The 25,872-nt window shown below is 51.0% G+C and carries 25 protein-coding genes; all 25 read right to left on the reverse strand.

Features of this window, described 5'->3' with window-relative positions:
* Positions 1-26: 26 nt before the first annotated feature.
* The 25 genes from Q1A04_RS08955 to Q1A04_RS09075 all read right to left on the reverse strand — a co-directional run bounded on the left by Q1A04_RS08955 (position 27) and on the right by Q1A04_RS09075 (position 25,652).
* Complete coding sequence (locus Q1A04_RS08955; protein ID WP_299704232.1) at positions 27-578, reverse strand: cob(I)yrinic acid a,c-diamide adenosyltransferase; 552 nt, start codon at positions 576-578, stop codon at positions 27-29.
* A gap of 3 nt (positions 579-581) precedes the next feature.
* Positions 582-1,304: an ABC transporter ATP-binding protein gene (locus Q1A04_RS08960; protein WP_299704235.1), complete on the reverse strand. Its 723-nt coding sequence runs from the start codon at positions 1,302-1,304 to the stop codon at positions 582-584.
* Between the two features lie 10 nt (positions 1,305-1,314).
* Positions 1,315-4,359, reverse strand: coding sequence for a hypothetical protein (locus Q1A04_RS08965; protein WP_299704239.1), 3,045 nt, complete (start codon positions 4,357-4,359; stop codon positions 1,315-1,317).
* A gap of 15 nt (positions 4,360-4,374) precedes the next feature.
* Complete coding sequence (gene gatC, locus Q1A04_RS08970) at positions 4,375-4,650, reverse strand: Asp-tRNA(Asn)/Glu-tRNA(Gln) amidotransferase subunit GatC (RefSeq protein ID WP_299706970.1); 276 nt, start codon at positions 4,648-4,650, stop codon at positions 4,375-4,377.
* Complete coding sequence (locus tag Q1A04_RS08975; RefSeq protein WP_299704242.1) at positions 4,535-5,410, reverse strand: 1-acyl-sn-glycerol-3-phosphate acyltransferase; 876 nt, start codon at positions 5,408-5,410, stop codon at positions 4,535-4,537. Before Q1A04_RS08975 ends, gatC begins: the two co-directional genes overlap by 116 nt.
* 71 nt (positions 5,411-5,481) lie before the next feature.
* The gene (locus Q1A04_RS08980) at positions 5,482-6,048 is read right to left on the reverse strand and encodes an NUDIX hydrolase (protein ID WP_299704245.1); all 567 of its coding nucleotides are present in this window, start codon (positions 6,046-6,048) and stop codon (positions 5,482-5,484) included.
* A gap of 3 nt (positions 6,049-6,051) precedes the next feature.
* Positions 6,052-6,432, reverse strand: a complete 381-nt coding sequence (locus tag Q1A04_RS08985) for a Rid family detoxifying hydrolase (protein ID WP_299704248.1) — start codon at positions 6,430-6,432, stop codon at positions 6,052-6,054.
* Positions 6,433-6,591: 159 nt separating this feature from the next.
* Positions 6,592-7,227 (reverse strand): hypothetical protein, encoded by a 636-nt coding sequence (locus Q1A04_RS08990; RefSeq protein ID WP_299704251.1) that lies wholly within the window; start codon positions 7,225-7,227, stop codon positions 6,592-6,594.
* Positions 7,228-7,240: 13 nt separating this feature from the next.
* On the reverse strand, positions 7,241-7,450 hold the full coding sequence (locus tag Q1A04_RS08995; protein WP_299704253.1) for a hypothetical protein: 210 nt from the start codon (positions 7,448-7,450) through the stop codon (positions 7,241-7,243).
* 101 nt (positions 7,451-7,551) lie between these two features.
* Positions 7,552-8,373, reverse strand: a complete 822-nt coding sequence (locus Q1A04_RS09000) for an aspartyl protease family protein (protein ID WP_299704255.1) — start codon at positions 8,371-8,373, stop codon at positions 7,552-7,554.
* 111 nt (positions 8,374-8,484) lie between these two features.
* On the reverse strand, positions 8,485-9,078 hold the full coding sequence (locus Q1A04_RS09005) for a hypothetical protein (RefSeq protein ID WP_299704257.1): 594 nt from the start codon (positions 9,076-9,078) through the stop codon (positions 8,485-8,487).
* A gap of 69 nt (positions 9,079-9,147) precedes the next feature.
* Positions 9,148-9,771, reverse strand: a complete 624-nt coding sequence (locus tag Q1A04_RS09010; protein ID WP_299704259.1) for a hypothetical protein — start codon at positions 9,769-9,771, stop codon at positions 9,148-9,150.
* Positions 9,772-9,877: 106 nt separating this feature from the next.
* On the reverse strand, positions 9,878-10,573 hold the full coding sequence (locus Q1A04_RS09015; protein ID WP_299704260.1) for an exonuclease domain-containing protein: 696 nt from the start codon (positions 10,571-10,573) through the stop codon (positions 9,878-9,880).
* The gene (locus Q1A04_RS09020) at positions 10,573-12,510 is read right to left on the reverse strand and encodes a DUF294 nucleotidyltransferase-like domain-containing protein (protein ID WP_299704262.1); all 1,938 of its coding nucleotides are present in this window, start codon (positions 12,508-12,510) and stop codon (positions 10,573-10,575) included. The genes Q1A04_RS09015 and Q1A04_RS09020 overlap by 1 nt, the downstream gene beginning before the upstream one ends.
* 127 nt (positions 12,511-12,637) lie before the next feature.
* Positions 12,638-14,536 (reverse strand): acetate--CoA ligase, encoded by a 1,899-nt coding sequence (acs, locus tag Q1A04_RS09025; protein WP_299704265.1) that lies wholly within the window; start codon positions 14,534-14,536, stop codon positions 12,638-12,640.
* 243 nt (positions 14,537-14,779) lie between these two features.
* Positions 14,780-16,705 carry a propionyl-CoA synthetase gene (locus tag Q1A04_RS09030; protein WP_299704268.1) on the reverse strand — a complete coding sequence of 642 codons (1,926 nt, stop codon included), beginning with the start codon at positions 16,703-16,705 and terminating at the stop codon, positions 14,780-14,782.
* A 22-nt stretch (positions 16,706-16,727) separates the two neighbouring features.
* The gene (locus Q1A04_RS09035) at positions 16,728-17,108 is read right to left on the reverse strand and encodes a response regulator (RefSeq protein ID WP_299704271.1); all 381 of its coding nucleotides are present in this window, start codon (positions 17,106-17,108) and stop codon (positions 16,728-16,730) included.
* A gap of 4 nt (positions 17,109-17,112) precedes the next feature.
* Positions 17,113-19,839, reverse strand: coding sequence for an ATP-binding protein (locus Q1A04_RS09040; RefSeq protein WP_299704273.1), 2,727 nt, complete (start codon positions 19,837-19,839; stop codon positions 17,113-17,115).
* Positions 19,840-19,842: 3 nt separating this feature from the next.
* The gene (locus Q1A04_RS09045; protein ID WP_299704275.1) at positions 19,843-20,055 is read right to left on the reverse strand and encodes a hypothetical protein; all 213 of its coding nucleotides are present in this window, start codon (positions 20,053-20,055) and stop codon (positions 19,843-19,845) included.
* Between the two features lie 208 nt (positions 20,056-20,263).
* Positions 20,264-21,955, reverse strand: a complete 1,692-nt coding sequence (locus Q1A04_RS09050) for a sodium:solute symporter family protein (RefSeq protein ID WP_299704278.1) — start codon at positions 21,953-21,955, stop codon at positions 20,264-20,266.
* A gap of 26 nt (positions 21,956-21,981) precedes the next feature.
* Positions 21,982-22,245, reverse strand: coding sequence for a DUF4212 domain-containing protein (locus tag Q1A04_RS09055; protein WP_299704281.1), 264 nt, complete (start codon positions 22,243-22,245; stop codon positions 21,982-21,984).
* A gap of 30 nt (positions 22,246-22,275) precedes the next feature.
* A complete protein-coding gene (locus tag Q1A04_RS09060; protein WP_299704284.1) occupies positions 22,276-23,616 on the reverse strand; it encodes a hypothetical protein in 1,341 nt (446 codons plus the stop codon).
* Positions 23,617-23,737: 121 nt separating this feature from the next.
* The gene (locus Q1A04_RS09065; protein WP_299704287.1) at positions 23,738-24,157 is read right to left on the reverse strand and encodes a helix-turn-helix domain-containing protein; all 420 of its coding nucleotides are present in this window, start codon (positions 24,155-24,157) and stop codon (positions 23,738-23,740) included.
* A gap of 259 nt (positions 24,158-24,416) precedes the next feature.
* Positions 24,417-25,151, reverse strand: a complete 735-nt coding sequence (locus tag Q1A04_RS09070) for an SDR family NAD(P)-dependent oxidoreductase (RefSeq protein ID WP_299704290.1) — start codon at positions 25,149-25,151, stop codon at positions 24,417-24,419.
* 72 nt (positions 25,152-25,223) lie between these two features.
* Positions 25,224-25,652, reverse strand: a complete 429-nt coding sequence (locus tag Q1A04_RS09075) for a hypothetical protein (protein ID WP_299704292.1) — start codon at positions 25,650-25,652, stop codon at positions 25,224-25,226.
* Between the last annotated feature and the right edge of the window lie 220 nt (positions 25,653-25,872).

Here is a 25,872-nt window from a genome sequence, read left to right on the forward strand (position 1 = left end):
AGGGGATTATTAGTTGAACAATGGAATCAGACGCGTGGCTTCCAAGCGATTTCTTCAGCCTGTAACTCATACGTCATTTTGCGACAAAGAGCGAACAGATAATCCGATAATCGGTTCAGGTATACGATGACCAGATCATCCACTGGCGACTCTTCCTGCAGGCGGATAGCCAAGCGCTCGGCGCGGCGGCATACGCAGCGGGCCAAGTGGCAGAACGAAACCGATTGATGCCCACCCGGCAGCACGAAGGCGCGCAGCGGGGGTACTTCGGCCGTCATACTGTCAATTTCCTGCTCCAGCAAGGTTACGTCCTCGGCATGCAGATCAGGGGTCACCATTTTGGTGTTCTTGTCAGGGTCGGTGGCAAGCGTGGAGCCGATGGTAAACAAGCGGTCCTGTATCTCTTTCAGGATGTCAGCTCGGTTTTTGTTGACCTCTTGGTCGCGTACCAGTCCGATGTAGGAGTTGAGTTCGTCTATAGTGCCGTAAGATTCTATGCGCAGGTGAGACTTAGCCACCCGGGTCCCTCCTATCAAGGAAGTGGTGCCTTTGTCGCCTGTCTTGGTATATATTTTCATGAATTAGTGCGCTGCATTTACTTTTGCATGCGAGGTCACATCCGGGTTAACCTCGTCAGATTCTATGAGTCCGTCGCGGAGGCGCACGATGCGGTGGGCATACTTGGCGATGTCCTCTTCGTGCGTCACCATAATGATCGTGTTGCCTTTGGCGTGCAGGTTCTCGAACAGCTCCATGATCTCATAAGAGGTTTTGGTGTCGAGGTTACCCGTCGGTTCGTCGGCCAGTATGATACTCGGGTCGTTGATAAGCGCTCTGGCAATGGCCACACGCTGCCGCTGACCGCCTGATAATTCGTTTGGTTTATGCTTGCCTCTGTTGCCGAGACCCACGCTTTCCAGCGCCTGCTGAGCCTTTTCCTCACGGTCCGATTTGTTGTATCCGGCATAAATGAGGGGCAGGGCCACATTCTCGAGCGAACTCTGGCGCGGCAATAGGTTAAAGGTCTGAAATACGAAACCGATCTCCTTGTTGCGCACCTCCGCCAGTTCGTTGTCGGTCATATTGCTCACGTCGTTGCCGTTGAGCACATACTGGCCACCGCTGGGCGTGTCTAAGCAGCCGATGATGTTCATGAGCGTGGACTTGCCCGAACCGGAAGGTCCCATGAACGCCACATACTCTCCTCTTTGGATCTTGATAGACACAGACTTGAGTGCATGGATGGTCTCGCTACCCATGCGGTATACCTTCGAAATATCGTGTGTCTCGATGATGGTGCTCATACAACTTAGTTTAGAGTTGCCACTGGTCGGCCTCCGCCTCCTTTGATTGGCGCTGTTTATCAAATTTCTCTTTAAAAGTACTATATTCTGAAGCAGGAAGCAAGCCGCGAAGCGAAACAAGCGCCTGTTCGGCGTAGCTTGCAAGCCCCCTGTTTACACTCTCCAGCGCATAGGCTTTATAGAGACTGGCTGAATACGGATTGTAAGTTATCCCGTCCAGTAGAATATCATAGGCCTTCATTTCCGTTGGGCCATACCTTGCAAAAAAGGCGGCGGCGTCTTCCACCACCCGCTCATCGTAGAGCAGCATTTTCAGCGCTTGGTCATAGCGTTCGGCGGCCTCACGGTCACGGCCTTTCACTTCAGCGATCTTGGCCCGTAGGTATAGCTTCTGACGCTTGTCTTTCGGGGTTAGGTAGAGGTTGTCCATGCGCTTTACCAGCACATCGTGGTTCTTTGTGTTCAGCCACAGGCGCATCTGCTGCAGGTTGAGTTTGGAGCGGAGTTCGCCCTCCGGCTGCAACACGGTAGCCGCCTCTTTGATGGCTTCGTTGGCCAGCTTCCAGCGCCTCTTTCCCATGTAATAGTCCACTTTGGCTACCGAGGCTTCGCGGTGCAGGTCTTTGTCCTGTATGCTTTTCACGATACCTTCCACATCCTCTGGCAGCAGGTCAGGCAGGTAGGCGATGAGATACTGCACCTTGTCGCGGTCTGGGGCCAGTGTTCTGATGGTGGACGGCTCTTGGTCCAGCACCTCCAGCAGCGAAGCTGCCACAGCAATCGCGGACTCCACTTCAGTAAAGCCTACTTCCTTAAGCGCCTCCATGGCAGCTTCAGTCTGATGGTCTAGCGCTAATGCATAGGCATGCGAGAGATATGCTTGGATAAAACCACGGTCTTTGGCCTCTTTAAAGTAAGATGCCGCCGCGGCGTAGTTCTCTTCTTCCATCATCCAGTGTCCCAGCGCATTGTAGTAGTAGCCACTGCGCTCACTGGCCGCAAGCGCCAAGTTCTCCACGACGCTGCGCGCCTCTTTAGGGCGTCCATCGTAGTGGTGCACCAGCCCTTTCAGGTATAACAGGTCCTCCATAAAGAGCCTGTTCTCCTGCGAGGCGAGGTAGCGGTTTATAGGTTTTAACAGCGAGGTATCACCTTTGTTTACACTGCCAATCGTCTTATTGTAAAACAAGGTAACATCCTCCACCCTCTCTAAAGAATCCGGCACAAAATCTTCCTCCTTGGCTTCCGGCCCCCGCCCTAGCAGCTGGTAAAGGGTGGCCATGTTGCTGCGCAAAGGTTTATACTTGGTCGATCTGATCTCAGCCAGTTGCTCCTTGGCCTGCTCCGGCATGGCCTGTCGGGTGTAGAAGGCTAAGCGGTTGCTTCGCACAAAGTCGGGGTTTGCCGCATGCTGCTGTGCCAGATTGAAATAGTACTCCACGCTGTCGTGCACGCTGGTTTGCGCATAGAGCAGCGCCAGATTGTTGTAAATCTCACCGCTCTTCGGGAAGGCTTCGGCACCCTGCTGCAACACATACAGTTTCTCAAAAAAGAACTGCTTCATGTCGTAGAGGTTGGCCAAACGCACATACAGTTTGGGGTTAGGGCGGCGCTCCAAGGCCTCCTGCAAACTGAGAATCTCCCGGTTACGCTCATTCTGGGCACGGTACAGGCCTGATAAACTGAAATTAGCTTTCACGTTGTTGGCATCCACCAAGTCGCTCTCTTTGTAGAAGCGCTCTGCCAAAATGGGGTTGTCGGAACTGCGGTACAAATCACCGAGATAGCTGTAGTAACCGGCATACGCATAGTAATACACCCGAAACTGAGTACGCATCACCAAAATAGCCAGAATGATCGCCCCCATTGTGAACAGGGTATAGAGGGGCAGCAGTTTTGGTTGGTAAACCACCTTGTACACCGCCAAACGCTGCTTGATCAGCCCACCGAAGTTGAACATCACATACACAAAGAAAAAGCCGCCAATGGCTAGGTGTGTGTACACAATCAGGTTGTGGAAGAGCGAAATTAGCGAGTCGCTGGCTGTGGCGAAGGCGTAGCCAATGCTCAGAAAGGTAATGGTGGCGAACACGAGGTATAGCACCGCCCCGGTCGGCTTGAAAGGAAACAACCGAACGTACATGATCTCCCGCTGGCGCATACCCCAGAAACCGGCCACCGTCGAGAATAGGAGAATTACGAAAGCATTAACGTAGAATAGGTCCGCCTTGACATAGCCCACATGGCGCAGGTATAGCAGCACCAGCGTGACAAGGTATAGCACACTCACCAGTACAAACTGCCAAACGCTAAAACGCCGCTCCGGCTTGCTGGCTTGTGTGTTGATCCATAGCAGGGCGTTGATGTTCTCATACCCCACCCAGATCATAAACAGAAAAGAGGCCACCACAAGGGCCAAGGAACTGTAGCTAGCCAAGTGCAGGGTGGTGAGCATCGGCGGGAAATCAGACTCCATGTAAGTCATAGCCCCCAGCATGCTCACCAAGGCTACCATCACCATCACCCGTACCGTAAAGGGCACCTGCTGGTAAAAAGCCTGAAAGGCATACGTGACCGCGGCGAACAGCACAATGAAGACCAGCAGCGTGGTTTGGCCGGTATTGTTACCGATAACGCCCAGCAGATCCAGATTGAAGGAGGCTAACAGCATCATGAGCAGCAGCATGCCCGCAAAGTAGGGGATGCGTTTCATGGTGGTGATTGCCGCCGTGTAGAACGCCAGACAGATGCCCAGTAGCAGCATAAGAGCTATGGCTGCAAAGGTATTAACGGCCGGCATGGCCACATCGTACTGCTCCGTGATCAGGTAGCCGTCCACATACAGGGTGAAGGTCTCGAGCAGCCGTGTGAACTCGTGCACGGGCACATGCACCACCTGCAGTTCAGGAAGTTTGTCCCATGCCATGGCGTTGCTCTCGCCGGTGACGTAATGGTATACCCCAAGCATGAGCGCCAACACGGCCACTATAAGCAAGAAGAGATAGGGATACTTAGTGTCCGCATCCCAGCTGTTCCAAAACTTGATTTTATTCATAGACAAGCCAGCTGACTATTCGAGTACCTTGGGCACTCTGAAATAATCAGAGTCTTTTTTAGGAGCATTCTTAAGCGCGGCATCATGCGATACCGTATTTTCGGCCACATCCTCACGCATTACGTTCACTTCGTGCGACATGTGAATGAGCGGCTCCACGTTTTCCGTGTCAAGCTCACGCAACTGGTCCACCCAGTTCAAGATCTTGTTCAGGTCCTGCAGCACTTCTTGCTCCTTCTCCTCGTTGAACTCCAGTCTGGCTAAGTGCGCGATCTTTCTGATGGTTTGAATATCCGTTGACATCTATCTTGTTGTGTTTCGTTATTTCGGTTTGAATAATACTGTGTACTCGTTCTTTCAGCGCCGGCAGGTCCTGCAACGTCATGCCCTTTGTCTCGATTGGCTCATGGATCACGATCTTGAGCGGATGCCAACGCACCTTCAGCTTGCCGTCCAAGTCAGGCAGAAACTTGTGGTTGTAAGGCATGGTCACCGGCACCACCGGCAACTGCTTTTCAATTGCCAGTCTAAACGGACCATCCTTAAATGGCAACAGCTCCTCTCCTGCCGTCGGCGGTATGGTACCCTCTGGAAAGATTACCAGATTACGCCCCTGCTCCAGCGTGCGCACCGACTGAATATAGCTTTTGGCACTACTTATGGTGCTTTTTCGGTCCACAGCGATGTACAGCTTCTCGTATACCTTGCCCCACAGTGGCACTTTGGTGAGCGAGCTCTTCCCGACAAAGTTAATAAAACCCGGAATGGTATGCAGCAACAGCGGAATATCTAGGTAAGAGCTGTGGTTCGGGGTAAAGATGTACTGCTTTTTGCGGTCGAAGCGCATGCGCCACTCCACCTTGATGGGCGCCAAGAACATGCGCAGGGCCGAGGACGACCAGAAGCGGTTGATGCCGTGCACATGTGGGTACCAGCGCTGCCTGCGAATCAGCACCGCCTGAAACGGATACGTGACCACAAACGGCATCACAAACCAAGTAACGCACCAAGTTGTGTAGAGACGATGGGACAGGTATTTAAGCGCTTTCATGCCTTCAAATGTAAGAATATTCCACCAGTTAACAATCGGAGCGCTTCACGTGCTCGCGCTTTACCGACAAGCTATGCCTTCTGGTCCTGCTGTAGCAAAATAGCCGCTTTGAGAATACCCGCTACGCTAATGGCATCGGTAATCTGGTTATCCATAACCATGCGCACCGCCTCCTCAAAATGCACCTTCCGGATATGAAGCTCTTCCGTTTCTTCAAAAGCTGTTTCGCCGGCCTTTAGTTCCTGCGCCAAGAAAACAAAGCCCTCCTCGTCCGTCACAGAATTGGAGGTATGCAGCCGGGCGATATTGGTCCATTTTTCGGCCGTAAAGCCAGTTTCCTCCTGCAGTTCCCGTTTTGCGGACGCCAGCAGGTCGTTTTCGATCAGGCCACCCCCCATGGGTATCTCCCAGCTGTACTCGTTGAGCGCATAGCGGTACTGCCCCACTAAGTAGGTATAGCCCTCGTCGTCGACAGGTATAATGCCGATCGCTTTGTTCTTGAAGCTCACCACACCGTAGATGCCCTTACCGCCTCGCGGATTGAGGACTTGGTCTTCGCGCACCTTTATCCACGGGTTCTGGTAAATGTCTTTGCTGGAAAGGGTGGTCCAAGGGTTATGTTTTTCGTCAATTATCATTGTTTAGCTTCTTCGGGCAATCATTTCAATTTCTACCTGCGCTCCCAGTGGCAGTGAGGCCACGCCAATGGTGGTGCGGGCAGGGTAAGGTTTGGAGAACTTGGTGGCATATACCTCATTCATAGCCTTAAAATTATCAATGTCGGTTAAAAAGACATTCACTTTCACCACATCATCAGGGGTAAGCCCCGTGGCCGTTAGCACCTCAAATAAATTACGGAAGCACTGCTCCGTTTGTGCGGCAATGTCTCCCTGTACCATTTCCCCAGTACTGGCGTCTATCGGCGTCTGGCCAGATAGAAAAATTAATTCTCCTGACTCCACGGCGTGTGAATACGGACCTACGGCTACTGCTCCTTCGGCATTAAAAGCTTTTCTGGACATATGCTAAGCTTGTTTGAACGCTAATTACTAGCAAAGATAAGGTATAGGATAATTCCTTTTTTAAAGACACACAACTGAAGCTATAAAAAAAGCCTGCAACAGAAAGGCTTTTAACGCGCAGCTGTTGCAGGCCAAATAGGTATAGCAGCTTTTATTTTATCATTGCAATCTTGCTCTGCCGGCATTCACTTTCTCTTCCAGCACGCGTACCGCGTTTTCAGCCCGCTCAATGGCAGCCCTTCTTTCGGTCAGTTCAGCGTCCGACATTTTCCCAGACCTTCTGTTCCGCTCTAATTCGTCTTTTGCCTTTGCAATTCGGTCTCTCGCTTCTTTTACCTTGCTGTCTCCCTGATCCACTGTCGTAACCAGCTGGGCTCTTCTTTGCTCACCAGTCATGCGGGCTTCCGCCGCTCTGTTCTGCCCAAACTCACGGCCACTCATGTCGCCTTTGTTTTGGCCATAGGCATTGCCTCTTTCAGAATCATCAGCCTGCCCCCTGCCTTGATTGCCTCTTTGAGCATTATCGGCTTGCGACTTACCTTGCTCCTTGGCATTTTGGGCTCTGCCGCTGTTGTCCTTCGCCTTCCCTTGGTTGTCTTTCTGACCTCCTCTTCCGTCCTGCCTAGAAGCGTTGGCATTTTGGTTTTTCTCCCGTGTCTCCTGCTCTTCTCTTACTTCAGTTGCATTTTTATTAGAGTTGCCTTTTCCTTGCTGGGCAAGAGCGGCTTCGGTTGCGAACATGGTCAGGCCGAGGGCCAACCCCAATCCTATATTTCTAGCGATGCTGTTCTTCATGGTGCGTTTTGCGTTAAATTTCGTCCAACAAAGAGTCTACTTCGGCGGCGGCCTCTTCAATCTCAACTCTGGTGTTATCCATCTCCACCCCAGACGTATCGGCGGGTGCCGTTTCGGATTCGGGTTCGGTTATGGTTGTTTCTTGGTTGTCGGGCGTGCTGTCACAGCCTGCCATCAGAATAGCGCCAAAAGCGAAAGCACCTACTAGAAGTTGTTTTTTCATAAAATCAGGGTTATCAAGGGTTAATTAAACAGATGTTATTAATGCTGTGATTGAGTGGTATAAAAATTAGGCGTATTAGTCAGTTTGGGGAAATAACTGCTTCAGTGCATCCACACCTGTCTGGTCGGGAAGTTGATGGTAATTTTGGTTTGACGGATTACATCGTAGTTCAGAGCCCCGTCGTAGATAATGTTTTCGGCGGCGGCCTTGCTCACCAGCTTTCGCCTGCCTAATTGGATAGCAATCGGGTTGAGGGCAGTGCGCTGGACTGTCGTGTCGCTTTGGAGGCCCCACCCTGAAGCCGTTTGGTGCGAAAGCAACACCTCGCTTATATTACCCGTGTCGAAAAGAAACCAGTAGGAATGACCCCGGTGCGGGACACCCAGAAAGATATTCAGTTCACTTCCGTCCAACCCATTGGCAAAGCGGCTCGGCAGCAGCGTCAGTCTTCCCTGCTGCTTTCTTAGTGTGGCCGGTGTCTCGATTTGCAGCCTGTCAGCCGCAAGATCTATGGTAAGTATTCTATCCTGAAAGGATTTTAGCGAGATAACGCCGTCCACTTTCGGGAAATCCTCCGGTAAAATGCCCATGACGTCCCACACGCCCACCGTTGCATGAAATACCGGTACATCGCCAATGCGCATCTCAACCGAATCAACCTTTTGATGCCGGAACATTTCCCCACTCATCCGAAAGGCGGTTGCATTACCGTAGGGCTGTCTGCCGATCTTTTGGGCAACCTCCGGTGAAATGAAAGTTTCGCCCCCTCCCGTATCAAACAGGAAGCTATAGCCTTGGCCTTCTATGGTGACATCCACTTGTTTCAGACTTTTGAAATACTCTTTCAACTGGATGGTGGTTTGGGCAGTACCTTCTAAAACGAAGGCGATACATAGGGCCAAACTCAGGAAAAGTGTTTTCATTTTGAAATAATGACTGATCATCTAAGCATGTACGTCAGTGATAGATTTTGGCTGGAAAATCACGAAACGACAAGCCTAATTGAACCTGTAGCAGCAGTATCAGGAAACCGGTTATTGACTAACTTTTACAGTAGGCATTTCATATGCTCCCAGCAGATTTATCATGTTTATTCTTTCATCCTTCAGTCCTTTCAGAAAAGGTGCAATAGCATCGTTGTACCCTCGTCTGCTGATAGCGAATAGCAGAATGCCTTTTCGGCCTTTTTCATCTTCGAAAGCTTTATAACGGTAGGCATTCCACTCCACTACATCGAGCTTCTTTTTGGTGCCGGCGCTCATCAGAAAGTCAAGAATAATCTCCCCTGTATTGGGGTTTTCGATTACCTGATACTGGGCTACTTGGTCTGTTTTCTTTCTCTGCTGAATCACATTCACCTGTGCCCTCACCGCATCTTCTACCGTCAAGTCACCGAGTACAACCTCCACCAATACCATTTGGTTATATTTTTCAACTACCTCACCAGAAGGCACATACTCCTGTTTAAAGTAAGTAGTCGTGGGGTTAGAGGACCAAGCTAATACAAAGTCGGTGTCGTTGAAATTGATCGGGCCCGGTATGTTAAGATAGTCCTTTACCTGTCCTTTTTTAGGAGAGAAGCTTGATGTCAGGATACATACAAGCAGGAGTAGTAAGATTTGTTTCATTGGTTTTGGATTGGTTTTGTTTTTGGTGGAACGTTATTTGTGCAGCCGAAGCAAGAAGCGTAGCAAGGGTTAAGGCTGAACTTTGTTGGGCATTCGTTTTTTTATTCTTTGCACAATTTCATATCCAAGGTACTGTTTTAACCTAGGAAATCTTTTTCTGTAACACTCATTCCAATAACTTATCATCCTACTTGCCGTCTTCTGCCAGTATTTGGGATTTTCCAGAATGAATTTTTGATATAAGTCCATGTTTTGTTCATTAACATGTCTGTCAATCACTTCTAATAGCTCATAGACATATTCTCCCAGTAACTGTGTGGTGAATGGTATAACCCAATACTCACTTGTCGGTATTAAATTCTGAAGTCTTCTTTCCCTTATGTACCCGTTATGGTGCCGAAGGTAGATACAGTTTAGAATTGCTTTTTGCTTGTCAGATAATGTTTCTTCCTTTTCTAAATCAGGCTCGTTGAAGTAGAGCCTATAGGGTATTACCAGACTCTCACCCCTTAAGGTGAGATAGAGTTCACTTGGATGTATTAGATTAGCCATTAAGTGAACTTGACCATCACTCAATTTTACTTTGTTGTCGTGAAAGGGTAAAATCTCTAAAACAACTAATACATCTGCTTCCAACTCAGTCGGAAAAGCTTTCAGGATTCTTGCTTTATATTCAGAGAATATATCTTTCATTTACCACTTTAGAGTTTTATGTAATTTAAATGCTGCCCAACTTCCAGCTAAACGGAATAAACATACGCTTTTCAGCAATTTAAATAATAAGAACCAGCGCACATTATCACTTCATTAACTCCCCCACCGTTGTAACTCCCCGCTTTTTAGCCAGCGAAAGCAGCTTGAGCAACAGCAAGGCTGTGGCGAAGGCGTCGCCGGAGGCGGTATGGCGATCGTCGGTGGGCAGATTATACCTTTCGCAAAGGGCGTCGAGGCTGTATTCGGCGTTTTTGAGGGTATGGTTGTCGGCGTGGCGGCGCTCCAACCGGATAGCCAAGTGCGCTGTGTCTACGGAGCGATTGCGGAGTTTGCCTTTTATACCTTGCCGCTTCAGCATTTGGTTGACCATGGCAATGTCAAAGTCCACATGCTGTCCGACAAGTATGGCGTTTCCGATGAAATCGACAAAACCCTCGACGGCTTCCCGCTCCGTTATGCCTGTCTCCAGCTCTTTGGAAAGCAAACCATGCACTTCGGCGCTTTTGGTGGACGGCGCCCCCTCCTGCTGCACCAGACATTCGAAAGTGTCTGAAACGAGCACCTGCAAACCGCTCACCTTTATCGCCCCGATGGAAAGCACTTTGTCGGTTCGCCGGTCCAAACCAGTCGTTTCTGTATCAAATACCACAAATTCGGCCCCTGCAAGCGGGGTACTGCCTGGCGGTTGCTCCTTTAAGGCGGCGCTATACCTTTGCCAGAAAGCCGGGGCGTTCTTGTCGACTGGTTGCAGCTGGTAAATAAGCTCTTTCAACCACTCCATTAGCCGAGGTAATTAAGTTGGAAGCGCACCTGCAGGAGTTCCTGTATGTCGCTGATGGGTTTGAAGGTGCTGCGCAGCGTCTGCCGCTCCAGTTTGTTGAGCTGGTTGGGATTGAGGTAGCGTCCAGAATTCTTGTTGCGCAGGCCACTAAGCGCCCGGAAACGCATCATGATTTCGTAAGCCATAGCTGCCTCGCGGTAGAGCTCGGCATTCTGCGGCTCCAGTTCAGCCAGTTTCTCGAAACGCTTGAAGGTGTTGTTCTCCCCGGCCACGCGGTTGTCGAGCGTGAGCACGCGGGCGGCATCCACGAGTGGCGTCATAGCCCGCAGTTTTATATCAAATTCATTTTTGTGCTCCCCTCCCCGCTCTACTATAAAGTTGCGGAAAAAGCTCAACGGCGGTGGACTCTGCAAGGCATGCTTGGCTAGGAAAGGCAGGAAAATGCGCTCCTGTTGGATGTTCTCGTAGATGTAGTCGGTCAGCTGACGGCTTAGGCTGAAGTCGCCGTAAACGGGGCGGTAGTCGTAGAAAATGGACGTGTGCATCAGCGCCTCTTCGGTCGGCTCGTGTATCCAGTTGTAGAAGTACTGTTTCCAAGTATGCAGCGGCTGGCACCACTTCGGGTTGCTGGCCATCATGTCGGCAGGACACTTCTCAAAACCGCATTGCACCAGTATATCCCGCACGATAGCGCCTAGCTTCAGAAAATACCCCTGATGCTCTTTCTCCAGCGCGATGTTCTTGTCTTCAAATACCAACGCATTGTCCTGATCGGTGCGCAGGAGTTGCTCTTCACGTCCCTCACTACCCAGTGAGAGCCAACAGTAGTGCACCGGCGGTTCGCCCAGTTCCTTTTCGGCATGCTGCAGGGCCCGCACAATAATGGCGTCGTTTATCTCGGTGATGATGTTGGCTATGAATGAAATACTTACTTCCTGTTCGAGATATTTCAGCAAAAGCTCTTCGGCCCTATCGCGAACGGCAGGCAAGGAGGCGATGTCACGGGTCTGGCGAATTTCGGAGATAAGCACGGCCGGGTTATTGCCCTGCGCCAGCAAGAGGTCATGCTCGGTGAGTACGCCCAATGCACGTGAATTTATGGTACCATCGGTCGTGACACAGAGGTGCTTCACCTTGTTCCGGATCATATTGATCAGCGCATCCGCCATGGGCGGATTGGGGACCGTGGTAATCACCGGAGCCGACATGATCACCTCTACTGGATCGTCGATGGCCACGTGCCCCGCCACCACTTGGCGCCGCAAGTCGGTGTCGGTCAAAATGCCTAAGGGTCGCTCCTCGGCGTCAACCACCATCATAAAGCTGGAGTCTTTGTCGCTCATCATCTGGGCGGCCAGCCGAATAGAGGTATCGGGCGGACAGGCTACGATGTTTTTGCTAGTGTCGATTTTAAGGGTGTCTTCGAGGTGCAGCGGTATAGAGGCTGGTGCTATAGTGCTTAGCCCGACCCGTGCCTTATTCGCATCGCGCATGGTAGAGTTGCGTACCGGTTGCCCTGCCGCAAAACCCGCCGCAAAGTACAGCGCCACCTGCGGGTTTTCGGTGAGAATAGGCTCAAAGGCTATGATAGGTATAGCATATACCAATGACTCTTCTGCGGAGGTAGCAGTGGAGGAATAATTCTTTTTGGCAATGAGTGCCCGTACCCCAAACACATCCCCTTCGTCGCACACGTCCAGCAACTTCGGATTGCCCCCTTCAGTTGTTTGCTCCAGCCTGACGGAGCCCTGTCGCACTACATAAAAGAACTCATGCGCCGTGTCTCCCTGCGAAAACAAGACCTGTTCCGGCTCGAGGTATAGCACCCGCACCTGCCTTGCCAAATCCCGCAGTTTTTCGGAGTCAATCAGGTTGAAAGGTGGATAGGCATTGAGAAACTCGTGGACGCGTTCTTGTATGACGTTGGAGGGCTTCATAGCTTCGGGTTATACCTGTTGAAGGTACGGTTTTGAAGACAGGATTGCAAGAACCTGAAACGCAAAAGTCCTGCAGCAAACGCCGCAGGACTTTACGCATTCAACTAAACTTATCAATTAACTAACTTTACAAAGCACCCGCTTTGATCTCCTCTACTACATCCGGATCAAGCAAAGTAGATGTATCGCCTAGATTCGAGGTATCGCCCTCGGCTACTTTGCGAAGGATACGGCGCATGATCTTGCCGGAACGGGTCTTCGGCAGTCCGCTCACGATCTGGATCTTATCCGGCTTGGCGATCTTACCGATCTTCTCTACTACTGTTTCGATAATTTCGGCACGTAAATAATCCTCACGCTCCGGTACTTCTTTGCAGATCACAAACGCGTAAATGCCCTGCCCTTTCACATCGTGCGGGTAGCCTACCACCGCAGACTCTACCACATGGGAGTTGTGGTTGATAGCTTCTTCTATCTCGGCGGTGCCAAAACGGTGCCCGGATACGTTGATCACATCATCTACGCGGCCGATGATGCGGTACAGACCGTCTTTGTCGCGCTTGGCACCGTCGCCGGTGAAGTACAGGCCTTTGTAGGTAGAGAAGTAACTCAGACGGGCACGCTCGTGGTCTCCGTAGGTGGTGCGGATGATGCTTGGCCACGGGAATTTCATGCAGAGGTAGCCTTCCACTTCGTTTTCAGTTATCTCCTTGCCCTCCGAGTCTACCAATATCGGCTGTATACCTGGCAGGGGCAGACCAGCGTGGCTTGGCTTCATCGGGGTGATATTGGCGATGGTCGAGATCATGATGCCGCCCGTTTCGGTCTGCCACCAGGTGTCTACCAGCGGACAACGCTCTTTGCCGACGTGGGTGTGGTACCAGTGCCATGCCTCTTCGTTGATTGGTTCGCCCACTGAGCCTAGCACTTTGAGCGAGTCAAGACTATAGGACAACACATCGTCAATATCGCCACCCATCAGGGAACGAATCGCGGTTGGCGCGGTGTAGAAAATATTCACACCGAACTTATCGACTACCTGCCAGAAACGGCCCATGTCCGGGTAAGTCGGCACGCCTTCGAACATCAGGGAAGTTGAGCCCGACAAGAGCGGACCATAAAGCAAATAGGTATGGCCGGTGATCCAGCCGATGTCGGCGGTACACCAATAGATGTCATTTTCCTGTACCTGAAACACGTTGCTGAAGCTGTACTGGGCGTATACCATGTAGCCGCCGCAGGTATGTACCACCCCTTTCGGTTTGCCCGTGGAGCCGGAGGTATAGAGAATAAAGAGCATATCTTCAGCGTCCATTTCTTCGGCCGGACAGTCTTTGCTCACGCCTTTTACTTCGTCGTGGTACCACACGTCGCGGCCTTCCACCATGTTCACGGCCCAGCCCAGACGCTCCACCACAATCACTTTCTGCACTGAGTCGCAACGCTCCAAAGCTTCGTCTACCACACGCTTCACCGGAATCTGTTTGGCGCCGCGGTTGAGACCGTCGGAGGTGAGCACCATGCTGCACTGCGCGTCGTTGATACGGTCAGCCATGGCCACGGCGGAGAAACCGGCAAACACCACCGAGTGAATCGCTCCGATACGGGCGCAGGCCAGCACGGCAAAGGCCAGCTCGGGAATCATCGGCATGTAGATGCAAATGCGGTCGCCTTTCTTGGCGCCGTTCTTTTTGAGCACGTTGGCAAACTGGCATACCTTCTCGTGGAGTTCGCGGTAGGTATAGCGCACAAATCTTTCTTTCGGGTCGTTCGGCTCCCAAATCAGCGCCAGCTTGTTGCCGCGGGTTTTGAGATGACGGTCCAGACAGTTTTCGGTGATGTTCAGCCTGCCGCCCTTAAACCACTTTATGTTCGGCTCCTCAAAGTTCCACTCCAATGTCGTGTTCCATTTTTTGCGCCACGTAAAGGTGCTCGCTATATCGGACCAGAACCCTTCCGGGTCTTCTACACTTCGCTTATAGGCCTCTTCGTATTCCTGATAAGATTTGATTTGAATGTTAGGCATGATATCGGTTTGTTTATGGTTTGAACCTCCCCCAACCCCCTCCTAAAAACAGGAGGGGGAGTTTTTGGAGTAATTATTTCAAAGTATACCGCAAGTTTAGCGTCGGCGCAACTTGTGGTTGTTTATGTGCCAGTTTGTAACTGGCGTAATGGTTACTTTTACATTCTACCCCGCTCGAGTTCAGTAAGCGGGAGCAATATTAGCCCCCTCCCCTGTTTTTAGGGGAGGGCTGGGGTGGGGTGCTCACTCCAAAAAAGCATTCCCAATTTTCCTCTCCTTCAGGTCATCATGAATCTCGGTCAGTATGGCCGGGTCATCGATGGTGGAAGGTATGGCGTAGTGTACGCCATCGGCAATATTGCGCAGTATTTTGCGGAGAATTTTGCCAGAGCGGGTCTTGGGCAGTCGCTTTACAATCAAAGCGTTGCGGAAGTAGGCCACGGCACCTATCTTCTCCCGAATCAGGGCGATTAGCTCCTGTTCGATTTGCTGTTCGCTAATGTTTTGTCCGTCTTTGAGCACTACCAGTCCGATCGGGCGTTGTCCACGCAGGTCGTCTGCTATACCTACCACGGCGCATTCGGCTACAGCGGGGTGCGACGCGACCATCTCTTCCATCTCTCCGGTTGAGAGACGGTGGCCCGATACGTTAATGACGTCATCAATGCGGCCCATGATATAAATATAGCCATCTTCATCCATATAGCCCCCGTCGCCGGTCATGTAATAGCCGGGAAAACGATCCAGGTAGGACTTGTAGAATCGGTCGTTGTCTTCCCAAAGTGTTGGTAGGCAGCCCGGCGGCAGCGGCAGTTTTACGGCCACATAGCCTTCCTGCGCAGGTATCAACTCCTGCCCTTCCTCGCCCAGAATCTCCACTTTATACCCGCACACCGGCAAACCTGCAGAACCCGGCTTGGCTGGCTTTATGCCGTAGCCTACCATATTGGCCACCATCGGCCAGCCGGATTCGGTTTGCCACCAGTGGTCAATCACCGGCACTCCGAGTAAATCCTTTGCCCAATAGTAGGTGGCGGGATCGCAGCGCTCGCCGGCTAGGAACAAGTACTTCAGCGACGGCAGGTCGTACTTGATTTTCTCAATCCCGTTAGGGTCTTCTTTCTTGATGGCACGAATGGCGGTTGGAGCCGTGAAAAGCACCTTCACGTCGTGCTGCATGATGATGCGCCAGAATGTGCCGGCATCCGGAGTGCGAACCGGTTTACCTTCGAACAGCACCGTGGTGCAGCCATGAATCAGCGGGGCGTATACCAGATATGAATGGCCCACGGCCCAGCCCACGTCTGAAGCGGCCCAAAACACATCACCCGGGTCAACGCCATACACGGCTTTCATACTGAACTTGAGCGCCACGGCATGGCCGCCATTGTCGCGCACAATACCCTTGGGTTTGCCTGTGGTACCGGAGGTATAGAGAATGTACAGCGGGTCGTGCGCATCTACCGGCACGCAGTCGGCTGGCTGGGCTTTCTGTAGTACGTCCATGTAATCAAGGTCGCGGCCCGGTTGCATGTCGGCCTCCACGTAAGGGCGTTGCAAAATGATGGTATGCTCGGGCTTGTGCTTACTGTCGTTCAGGGCTTTGTCGAGTAGCGGCTTGTAAGGGATGTGCTTGTCGAACTCAATGCCACAAGAAGCGGAGATAACCACTTTTGGGCGGGCATCATCAATACGCACCGTGAGCTCGTGCGGCGCAAAGCCTCCGAACACCACCGAGTGGATGGCTCCCAGTCGGGCGCAGGCCAGCATAGCGACTACGGCCTCCGGTATAACGGGCATGTAAATCACCACGGTATCGCCTTTACCCACACCCAAACCACGTAGCGCTCCGGCAAATCGGGCCACCATGTCGCGGAACTCGCGGTAGGTATACTTGCGGATGGTGTTGGTAACAGGCGAGTCGTAGATCAGGGCAGTCTGGTCGGCGCGTCCGTTCTCCACGTGGTAGTCCAGCGCCAAATAAGCCGTGTTGAGCTTGCCTCCCGCAAACCAGCGGTAGAAACCGTTTTCGTCAGTGGTCAGGACTTGCTTTGGTTCTTCGAACCACGCAATCTGCCGCGCCTGTTCGCCCCAAAAACCCTCGGGGTCCTGAATGCTTTTTTCGTAGGCCTCGGCGTACGAGCTGTAGGTGTGAGTTAAGCTTTCCATATCTCCTGTTCTTTTATTGCGATTAACTCTGTGTCAACTCCTTGATTTTCTCCATCAGGAAACGTGTCGAAAAGGGCTTCGGAATGTACAGGTCCGCCCCCACATCGTAGCCTTTTTTAATGTCAGCGTCCTTGGTCTTGGCGCTCATGAAAATGACCTTGGCCCCGCTCATATCTTCCTGTCCGCGTATGTGGCGGCATACCTCGTAGCCATCCACATCAGGCATCATGATGTCGAGCAACACCACATCGGGCCGCTCCTTGTCCACACTCTCCATGGCCTCGGTACCGTTGCGAGCCACAAACACCTGATAGCCGCTCTTGCGCATCAGGAACTCCAGCGGCATGAGTATACTTGGCTCATCATCCACCACCAACACCTTCAGTTTCTCTCTGGTACTCATAGTCTTATACGTTTGCGGGCACATTTACTTTCACGGGCAGCACGAACGAAAACTTGGACCCTTTGCCCAGTTCGCTCTCCACCCAAATGCGCCCTTGGTGCGATTCAATTATCTTTTTGCTGATGGCCAGTCCCAGCCCGCTGCCTTCCGGCTTTCGGATGTTCTGGTTCTGCGCCTGATAAAATTTGTCGAAGATCTGTTTGTGAAACTCGGGGTCAATGCCCTTTCCGTTGTCCACCACATTCACTTTGATATCCCCGTCGATGTAATAACCCGACACGATAATGCGACCGTGCTCGGGGTTGCAGAACTTGATGGCATTGGAAATCAGGTTGACCAGCACCTGTATCAAACGGTCTTTGTCGCCATTGATAGCGGGCAGGTTATGCTGCACGTCTACCACCAGATCAATATCTTTTTCCTGCACCAGTTGCTCAAGCGCCTCCACCGATTCGCGCACCACTTCCTCTATCTGCACAGGCCCTAGGTTGAGCTTTTGCTTGCCCGACTCGAAGCGCTCCAAGTCCAGCACCTGCGTGATCAGGCGGGTTAGCCGTTCCGATTCCTTCACGATGGTCTGCAGAAAATGCTCTTGGTCCTCGCGCTCCATTTCGGGGTTGTCGTACAGGATTTCAGAAAGCGCCCGAATCGAAGTCAGTGGTGTGCGCAACTCGTGTGTCACCGTGGACAAGAACTCGTCTTTAAGTTCATCGAGTTGCTTGAGTCGTTCGTTCGCGCTGCGAAGTTGCTCGGTAGCGCGGCGCAGTTCCATAGACTTGCGGCGGAGTTCGTTGTTGATCGATATCAGTTGCTGCGATTCTTTCAGAATGTTGAGCACTTCGTCAATGCTGATCTCCTCTTCCTTTACCACCGACGACACCATGATGCGAGCCGACGAAGATCCGATGACACCCGACAAAAGCTTCTCGGCATAAGTCACCAGTTTCGGGTCGGCTTTGCCTGATTCGTCTTCGGGCTCGGGATATTTGCGCTTGTAGGCTTTCATCGCCACTTCCGCTTTTTTCTCCCCAAGGAAGTTCACCAGCAAGGATTTGATGTCAGGTATATAAGCCGTGCCTTTCCAGACGATCGAGCTTTCGAACACCGTGGAGTACTTGAAGATATCCACAAACACTTCTGCCTGATTGCGCTCCTGCGACGTTTGCTTGCTCAAAATCGAAATGCCAATGTACAAGCCGACATTCAGAAACATGCTCCAGAACATGGCGTGCGAAATGTAATCCATCCCTTGCAGCCCGAACAGCTCAAATGGCTTGAGTAGGGCTATACCCAGTGGACCTTGCTCTAGAATTGAACTTGGCAGCATGCCCACCCCCACCATTGACGGCACGACCAAGGTATAGAACCAGACCGCAGCCCCGACCACTATACCTGCTAGCGCCCCGTTCTTGGTGCCTTCTTTCCAGAAAATACCCCCGATAATGGCAGGTGCAAACTGCGCCACCGCCGCAAATGATACTAGCCCGACTTCCACCAGCGAGTAGTATTCGGCTACTCCCTTGTAGTACAGGTATGCCAGCAAGAGAATCACCAGAATGCCGAGTCGGCGACTGAAAAGCAAGAGTTTCGTGAGCTGGTTCTGGTAGCGGTTTTTAATGGCAGGCACACCTACCAGAAGCGGCATCACCAAGTTGTTGCTGATCATCACGCTCATGGCGATAGTGGCCACAATAACCATACTCGTCGCCGCCGAAAAGCCACCTAGGTATACCAGCAAGGCAAGTAGCGATTGGCCCTCGCTCAACGGTATAGCCAGCACAAACATATCGGCGTCCACGTTGGCGCCATTGAAGAGCAAGTCACCGCCAAAGGCTATAGGAAGCACAAAAATGTTGATGGCGAACAGGTATAGCGGAAACAGCCACATGGCCTTGTTTAGGTGCTGCTCGTTCACGTTCTCCACCACAGCCACCTGGAACTGGCGCGGCAGAAAAAGAATCGCTAACATGGAGAGCACCACCATCCAGAACCACTGCGAAAAGCCGCTCTCGTTATCGAAAGTCATCAGCCGCTCGAAGTCAGGCAGCTGCGTGGCCTGTTGCATGATATCACCAAAGCCATTGAACACGCCGTAGGTCACAAAAACACCCGCCACAATAAAGATGACCAGCTTGAAGAGCGATTCGAAAGCAATGGCCGTTACCATACCCTCGTGCCGCTCGGTGGCCTCTACGTGCCGCGTGCCATATACGATGGTGAACAGTCCCAAGCCCAGCGCGATGTAAAAAGACGTATCGCCAAACAGCGGACTTCTGCCCACTTCGTTCATCCCTGTGAGTAAATCCAGACTACTGGCAATCGCCTTGAGTTGAATGGAAATGTAAGGTATAATGCCGAGCACGCAGATGATGGTGACAATGCTGCCCAGTGTAATATTCTTGCCATAGCGGGATGAGATAAAATCGGCGATGGTGGTAATGCGCTGCACCTTGCAAATGCGGATAATCTTACGCAGCACCACCCACCAGAGCGGCGCCATCAGCGTCGGGCCGATGTAAATAGCTAAGTAACCCAAACCTGTTGTCGCGGCTCTTCCCACCGAACCGTAATAGGTCCAGGCGGTGCAGTACACAGCCATGGAGAGCGCATAGATGTACGGATTGCCCACGAAACTCCTGCCCGCAGCCGAACGCCTTTCTGCCCACGAAGCCAGCCCGAAAAGCAAAGCCAGGTAGAAAAACGACACACCGATTACAAGCCAGTAGTTCATGGGTTACTTCCGCTCCTTTCTGGGGTTCTGCCGGTTAATGAAAAACGCAATCGCCGCAATACAAAGCAACCACACCACCGTCAGGTACAGGTATAGCACCGGCACACCGCTCACCGTCGCCCCCGAGTTGAAAATCGAAAGCAACGGAAAATTCAGCAGCACCATGAACAGGGCACTGATGAAAAAGAGTCGTCTACCTTTTGAGCGGTCACGCATGGAACTTTGGAAGTTAGAGAGTTGGGGGTTTCACCTCCCCCTAACCCCCTCCTAAAAACAGGAGGGGGAACTTTGGGAACATTTTTTTTAAGCTACCTCCCCTGTTTTTAGGGGAGGGCTGGGGTGGGGTAATGCTGAATGGCTGACTGGCGAAATGCCCTGATTCAACCACCCAACAATCAACAACTAACAATAAACAATTTTAATCTTAATGCCCGGCAACTGCTTCGCCGGCACCGCGTGGTATACGGATATCTTCGATAAGCTCTTGAATGTGAGCTGGTGGGGCTGGCGTGAAGCGGGATACAATGAATGAAACAACAAAGTTCACGATCATACCTACCGTGCCGATCCCTTCAGGAGAGATTTCCATGAACCAATTTTCCGGTAGGTTAGCAGCTGGGTTAAGAAACTTGAAGTAGACAATGTAACTGATGGTAAACAACATACCTGATACCATGCCCCAGATCGCGCCTTGCTTGTTCATGCGCTTCGAGAAAATTCCCATAATAATAACCGGGAAGAACGAAGCCGCTGCCAGACCGAAGGCAAAGGCCACTACCTCAGCCACAAAGCCCGGCGGGTTGATGCCGAAATAACCTGCGATCACTACCGCAAATGTCGCGGCGATACGGGCAGAAATTAACTCCTGCTTTTCTGAGATGCCTGTCATCACAGACTTTTTGAGCAAGTCGTGCGCAATAGAAGTCGAGATAACCAGTAAAAGACCAGCCGCTGTGGAAAGAGCAGCTGCCAGACCACCGGCCGCTACCAGCGCAATCACCCAGTTTGGAAGCTGTGCGATCTCTGGGTTGGCCAACACCATAATGTCTTTGTCGATTGTGAGCTCGTTCACGGCAGGGTCTTTCACATACTGCACGCGACCGTCGCCGTTTTTGTCATCCACACCAATCAAACCAGTCTTTTCCCAGTTGTTCACCCATTGCGGCAAGGTGGCAATAGGCTGGTTACTGGTGGTCTGCAGCATGTTGTACATACCGAAAGCGCCTACCGCAGGAGCGGCTGTATAAAGGATGGCGATGAACACCAGCGCATAACCCGCTGACTTGCGCGCATCTTTTACTTTCGGCACCGTGAAGAAACGCACAATTACGTGCGGCAGACCAGCTGTACCCACCATCAAAGCGGCCGTAATAAAGAACACGTCAATCGTAGCTTTGCTGCCATCGGTATAGGCCGTGAACCCGAGTTCAGGAAGCAAACCATCCAGTTTATCCAATAAGTAAGTGCCATCGGCCAGCGTTCCACCCAAACCAAGCTGTGGAATCGGGTTGCCGGTCAGCATCATGGAGATGAAGATAGCCGGCACCATGTAAGCGAAGATCAGCACGCAGTATTGGGCTACCTGGGTATAGGTAATGCCTTTCATACCACCCAGCACGGCATAGAAAAGCACGATAATCATACCGATGATCACACCGGTTTCAATCTGCACTTCGAGGAAGCGAGAGAACACGATACCCACGCCGCGCATTTGGCCGGCCACATAGGTGAACGACACGAAAATGGCGCAAACTACCGCCACCAGACGGGCAGTTTTGGAGTAGTAGCGGTCGCCCACGAAATCAGGCACGGTGAACTTGCCGAACTTGCGCAGGTAGGGGGCCAGCAAAAGGGCGAGCAATACGTAGCCGCCCGTCCAGCCCATCAGGTATACCGAGCCGTCGTAGCCCATAAACGAGATAAGGCCCGCCATAGAGATGAACGAAGCAGCCGACATCCAGTCAGCGGCCGTTGCCATACCATTGGCCAGCGGCGAAACGCCTCCGCCTGCCACGTAGAATTCTTTTGTAGAGCCGGCACGCGACCAGATCGCGATACCGATGTAGAGGGCAAACGTGATGCCCACGATGATGTATGTCCAAGTTAAAATATCCATTGTCTTAAAGTGTTTTTTGTGGGAGATTAATCTTCGTGCACGTCAAATTCGCGGTCGAGCTTGTTCATCAGCCACACATAGATGAAGATGATCAGCACAAACACATAAATGGAACCCTGTTGCGCAAACCAGAAACCAAGTTTGAACCCGCCCAGTCGGAAGGCGTTGAGCTCGTCTACCAGCAAAATGCCGAAGACATAGGACACGACGAACCAAAGGCCCAATAGCGTCAGGAGTATGCGCACGTTGCGCTGCCAGTACTCCTGCATTCTGTTCTTGTTATTTTCCATGGGTATAGCGATTAGTTTTTTAAGGTTCTGTTACAAGTAGATCATGGCCTGTAGGGTAATTTCTGGTCTGTAGCGCAGGTTATCCGGGTTCGTGAAATCAGGTCGATTGCGCCAATTGAGCGTAAGTTTGGAATGGTGACCTTCGAGCAAAAGGTTGGCGCCGATATCGAGCACTTTTACAGGCACTTTGCTGCCATTACTTTCGCGCACTCCTTCCAGACTGCCATAGCTGTAGGCGGCGTATGGCTGCAGGCGGGCTTTCTCAGTTACTAAGTCTTTTGGTAGCAGGTAGCCCACCTGTCCGTACAGAATATCACCCGTGCCGATGGTCGGGAAGGCATTGCCGCGGAGTCCGCCACCACCCTGCGCCGGGTTCATTATACCGATGCTGCGCACGTTGTCTTGACCGAAATCATAGTTATAGTACACACCATAGGCTGTCAGGGCGGTGTTGGTTTCGGTGTTGAGCGGGAGGTCCAAGAAAGCGTCCACACCAAACAGGTTGATATCTTCTTTCTCTACTATGAAACCATTGATTGTATTCTGTTCACGCCACATACCGTCTTTGTTGTGCAGGAAACCGGCGCCGATGTTGAACACACGCTTGGTGCCCAGATAAGTGCCCACCATGTAGGGCAACAAGTTAGATTCTTGGTCCAAGAACTGCCAATTGAAATAGCCTTGGTATACCTTGTTGTTGTTTTGCGGATTGTAGTTAGCCGCTGGACCGATAGCCTGTGCCGTGTTTGTCAGAAAAGGATCGTTGACAGCCACGCGGTAGTCGAGTTTGCCGAGTTTGCCTTTGGCATATACGCCCAGCATACGGGCGAACTGGTCAGCGGCGTCGATAGTGGCCCAGTTGAAGATCGGCGCGTCGATGGCCATGAAGTTAAGTGTACTGGCATTCGTCATGCGTGAGATGCCGTTCCAGTAATGTAGCCCCGCCCCGATTGACAACTGATTGTTGAAAACCTTGTACTCTGTCCAAGCATCGTGAATGAAGATTTGGGGCTTCTTACCGTCCAATCCCGGATTCACACCTCCACTCACCGCATTCTGGTTGTTGATACCAAAGTGCATGAGCACCAAAAACCGAGGCGAAATCTGCGAATAGGTCAGGAAACGGGAACGGCGGAGGCCGAAGTCCAAGGTATTGTCAACCGGCTCCCCATTGCGGATCGTGCCCGCGTTGTGCTCATTGTACCGGACCCATACTTGGTGCCACGTTATAAAGCGGATATACTTTGTGCCGTCTTCGTTGATAGGCAGCTTTATACCTGCCCCGTACTCCGTGGAGCCTTGAGCGGACGCACTCCTTCCTGCGCAGCAAAGCACTAGCCCTGCCGCTACATATAGTAACAGTTTTTTCATGTCGAAATACTAAATGTTAAGGTGAAGAGAGGTCAGCTGTTTCCCCGAATTCTTTATCTATTTTAAGGAAGATTTATGAAAAAGGGTAAAGAGGTGTATATATTTGGTAAGTTAGTATACATCAATCCTTAAACCGCTTCCATTTGATCATCATGTACTTGTCGCCGAGCTCGGTAATCATCATTCCCGCCCCTTTCAGATTGGCGCTGTTTTTCATATGCTCCACCAGCTCGGCGTGGTTCAGGATTTTGTAGGTGGGGTGATACTCGGTTTGCTCTGGCGCTTTTATTTTATACTTGCGCACCCAGTTCATAATAGAAACGTGACTCACACCTAAAATCCGCTCTATTTCGCGGTAGCTGATGCCTTCAATATAAAGCTGCAGCGCCTTGGTTACATAATAGCTGTCAATTCCTTTCCCAAGCTTGTTCACCGTGAAGTAATAACCGCATTTTTTGCAGCGATAGCGCTGCCTGTTGTTGATGATTCCGCTTTTTACAACGTCAAGGGCACTACACTTAGGACAGATGGGATTCTTCATAACAAACTAAGGTATAGGAGCTTTTCACATTAACTATATCAATTTAGCATAACTATATCAATTTAGCAAATAACATTAAAATTATATATTTTTAAGTATCAGTCGGTTATGGCTGTATGTTTTAACGGTTCTCTATACCTGCTCTAGTTGAAGCCTAGGTATAGCTGTACTTATAGACTAAAAACAGAAAAGCCTTTCCGGATTGGAAAAGCTTTTCTGTTTTTAGTAAAGTCGAGCAAGGGTTGCTATACCTTAGTCTTTATACCTGCATATCCCGCACTGACACCAGCACGTCATCAAAATCATTGGCATTATTCAGGAACCAGACAATTTTGCGCCCCACGTCTTCTGGTGAAGCCAGTTCGCCCTGTTCCTTATAATCTCTAAAGCGTTGCACGTTGCTGAACTTTTCAGCATCACTCTCCCGAATATGCTCCTGCATGGCAGTGTCTACCACACCCGGCGACAAAGAGTATACCCGCACGTCTGAGGCTCGCACGTTCTGCTCTTGCTGTATCGTCTGCGACAGCATGTCAATGGCCGCTTTGGAAGCACAATAGCTGGCCCAACCGTCTATTGGGTATTTGCCTGCGCCTGAGCTGATGTTCACAACTAGTTTGGGCACTTGTACTGGCTTGTATACCTGCAGGAAAGTGTTCATCAGCATAGCCGGCACAATCACATTGATATCAAACACGAACTCAAAACGCTCGTTCGGCATGCCCTCCCCCACATAACCAATATCGCCCAGCACACCGGCATTATTAATTAGAACTAGCTTCTCGGCGTCTTTGTAAGGGGCAAACACCTTATGCAGATTATGCTCCACGGCGGGTATATCCGAGAAATCCAGTGGCTGATGGCGGTAGTTCTTGTGCTGAATGGTGCTGTTGCGACACACACCAATCACAAAGTTGTTTTCGTCCTGCAGCAATTCCTCTGCAACGGCCTTGCCTATACCTTTGCTCGTTCCGGTGATGAAGTAGTAGTTCACGGCTTTTATAGTTTAGAGTTATGAGTTAAGAGTGACTCTTCAAATTACGGATGGGATGTGGATGGGGATACTTTAATCTGGGTACTGTTCCCTGTGCATTTTCCTGTAAAGGCTATCTATTGTCTTACGACCTATTTTCTCAGACAATAGACTATCCATTTTAAGATTGTAACAACCGAAATAAGGATATCCTACATCACCAGTATAAATAATCTCGATCCCATATTGCTCCTCAATGCGCTTGTAGAATGTATAAGGGAACCTACTTTCATCCATATCAAACCCACTACTAAAATACATCTTGAATACTCCTTTCTTATGGTCTGTTTCTGCCTTTGAAATAGCCGACTCACAGCCTTGCACGGTTGTTCTAAATCGTCTTGACTCTTTTACATGTTTCGACGTGGACATGTCTAACAGGAGAAAATAAGACAAAACAGCACCTAGCACTAAGAACAGTGTCAGGACAGCCATTAACTGAGAGAACTTCGTTCTATTCATAGGAAAATTGCATGATTGAAAATATCGAATTCATTTCAAACAAAAAAGCTGGTGCCTCTGCCTTCACAGAAACACCAGCTTTTTGTTTCGCGAGCCAAAGACCCGCTTTTATTTGTCAGTCAAGGTAGTTGCTCTCACGTCTTTATTGCAAAAACCCGGGCATGATTCGGACAGGTCGCGACCTGTCCCTACAAAACCACATCTATTAACTCCCCAACTC

Source organism: uncultured Pontibacter sp. (assembly GCF_947499215.1).
GTDB lineage: Bacteria > Bacteroidota > Bacteroidia > Cytophagales > Hymenobacteraceae > Pontibacter.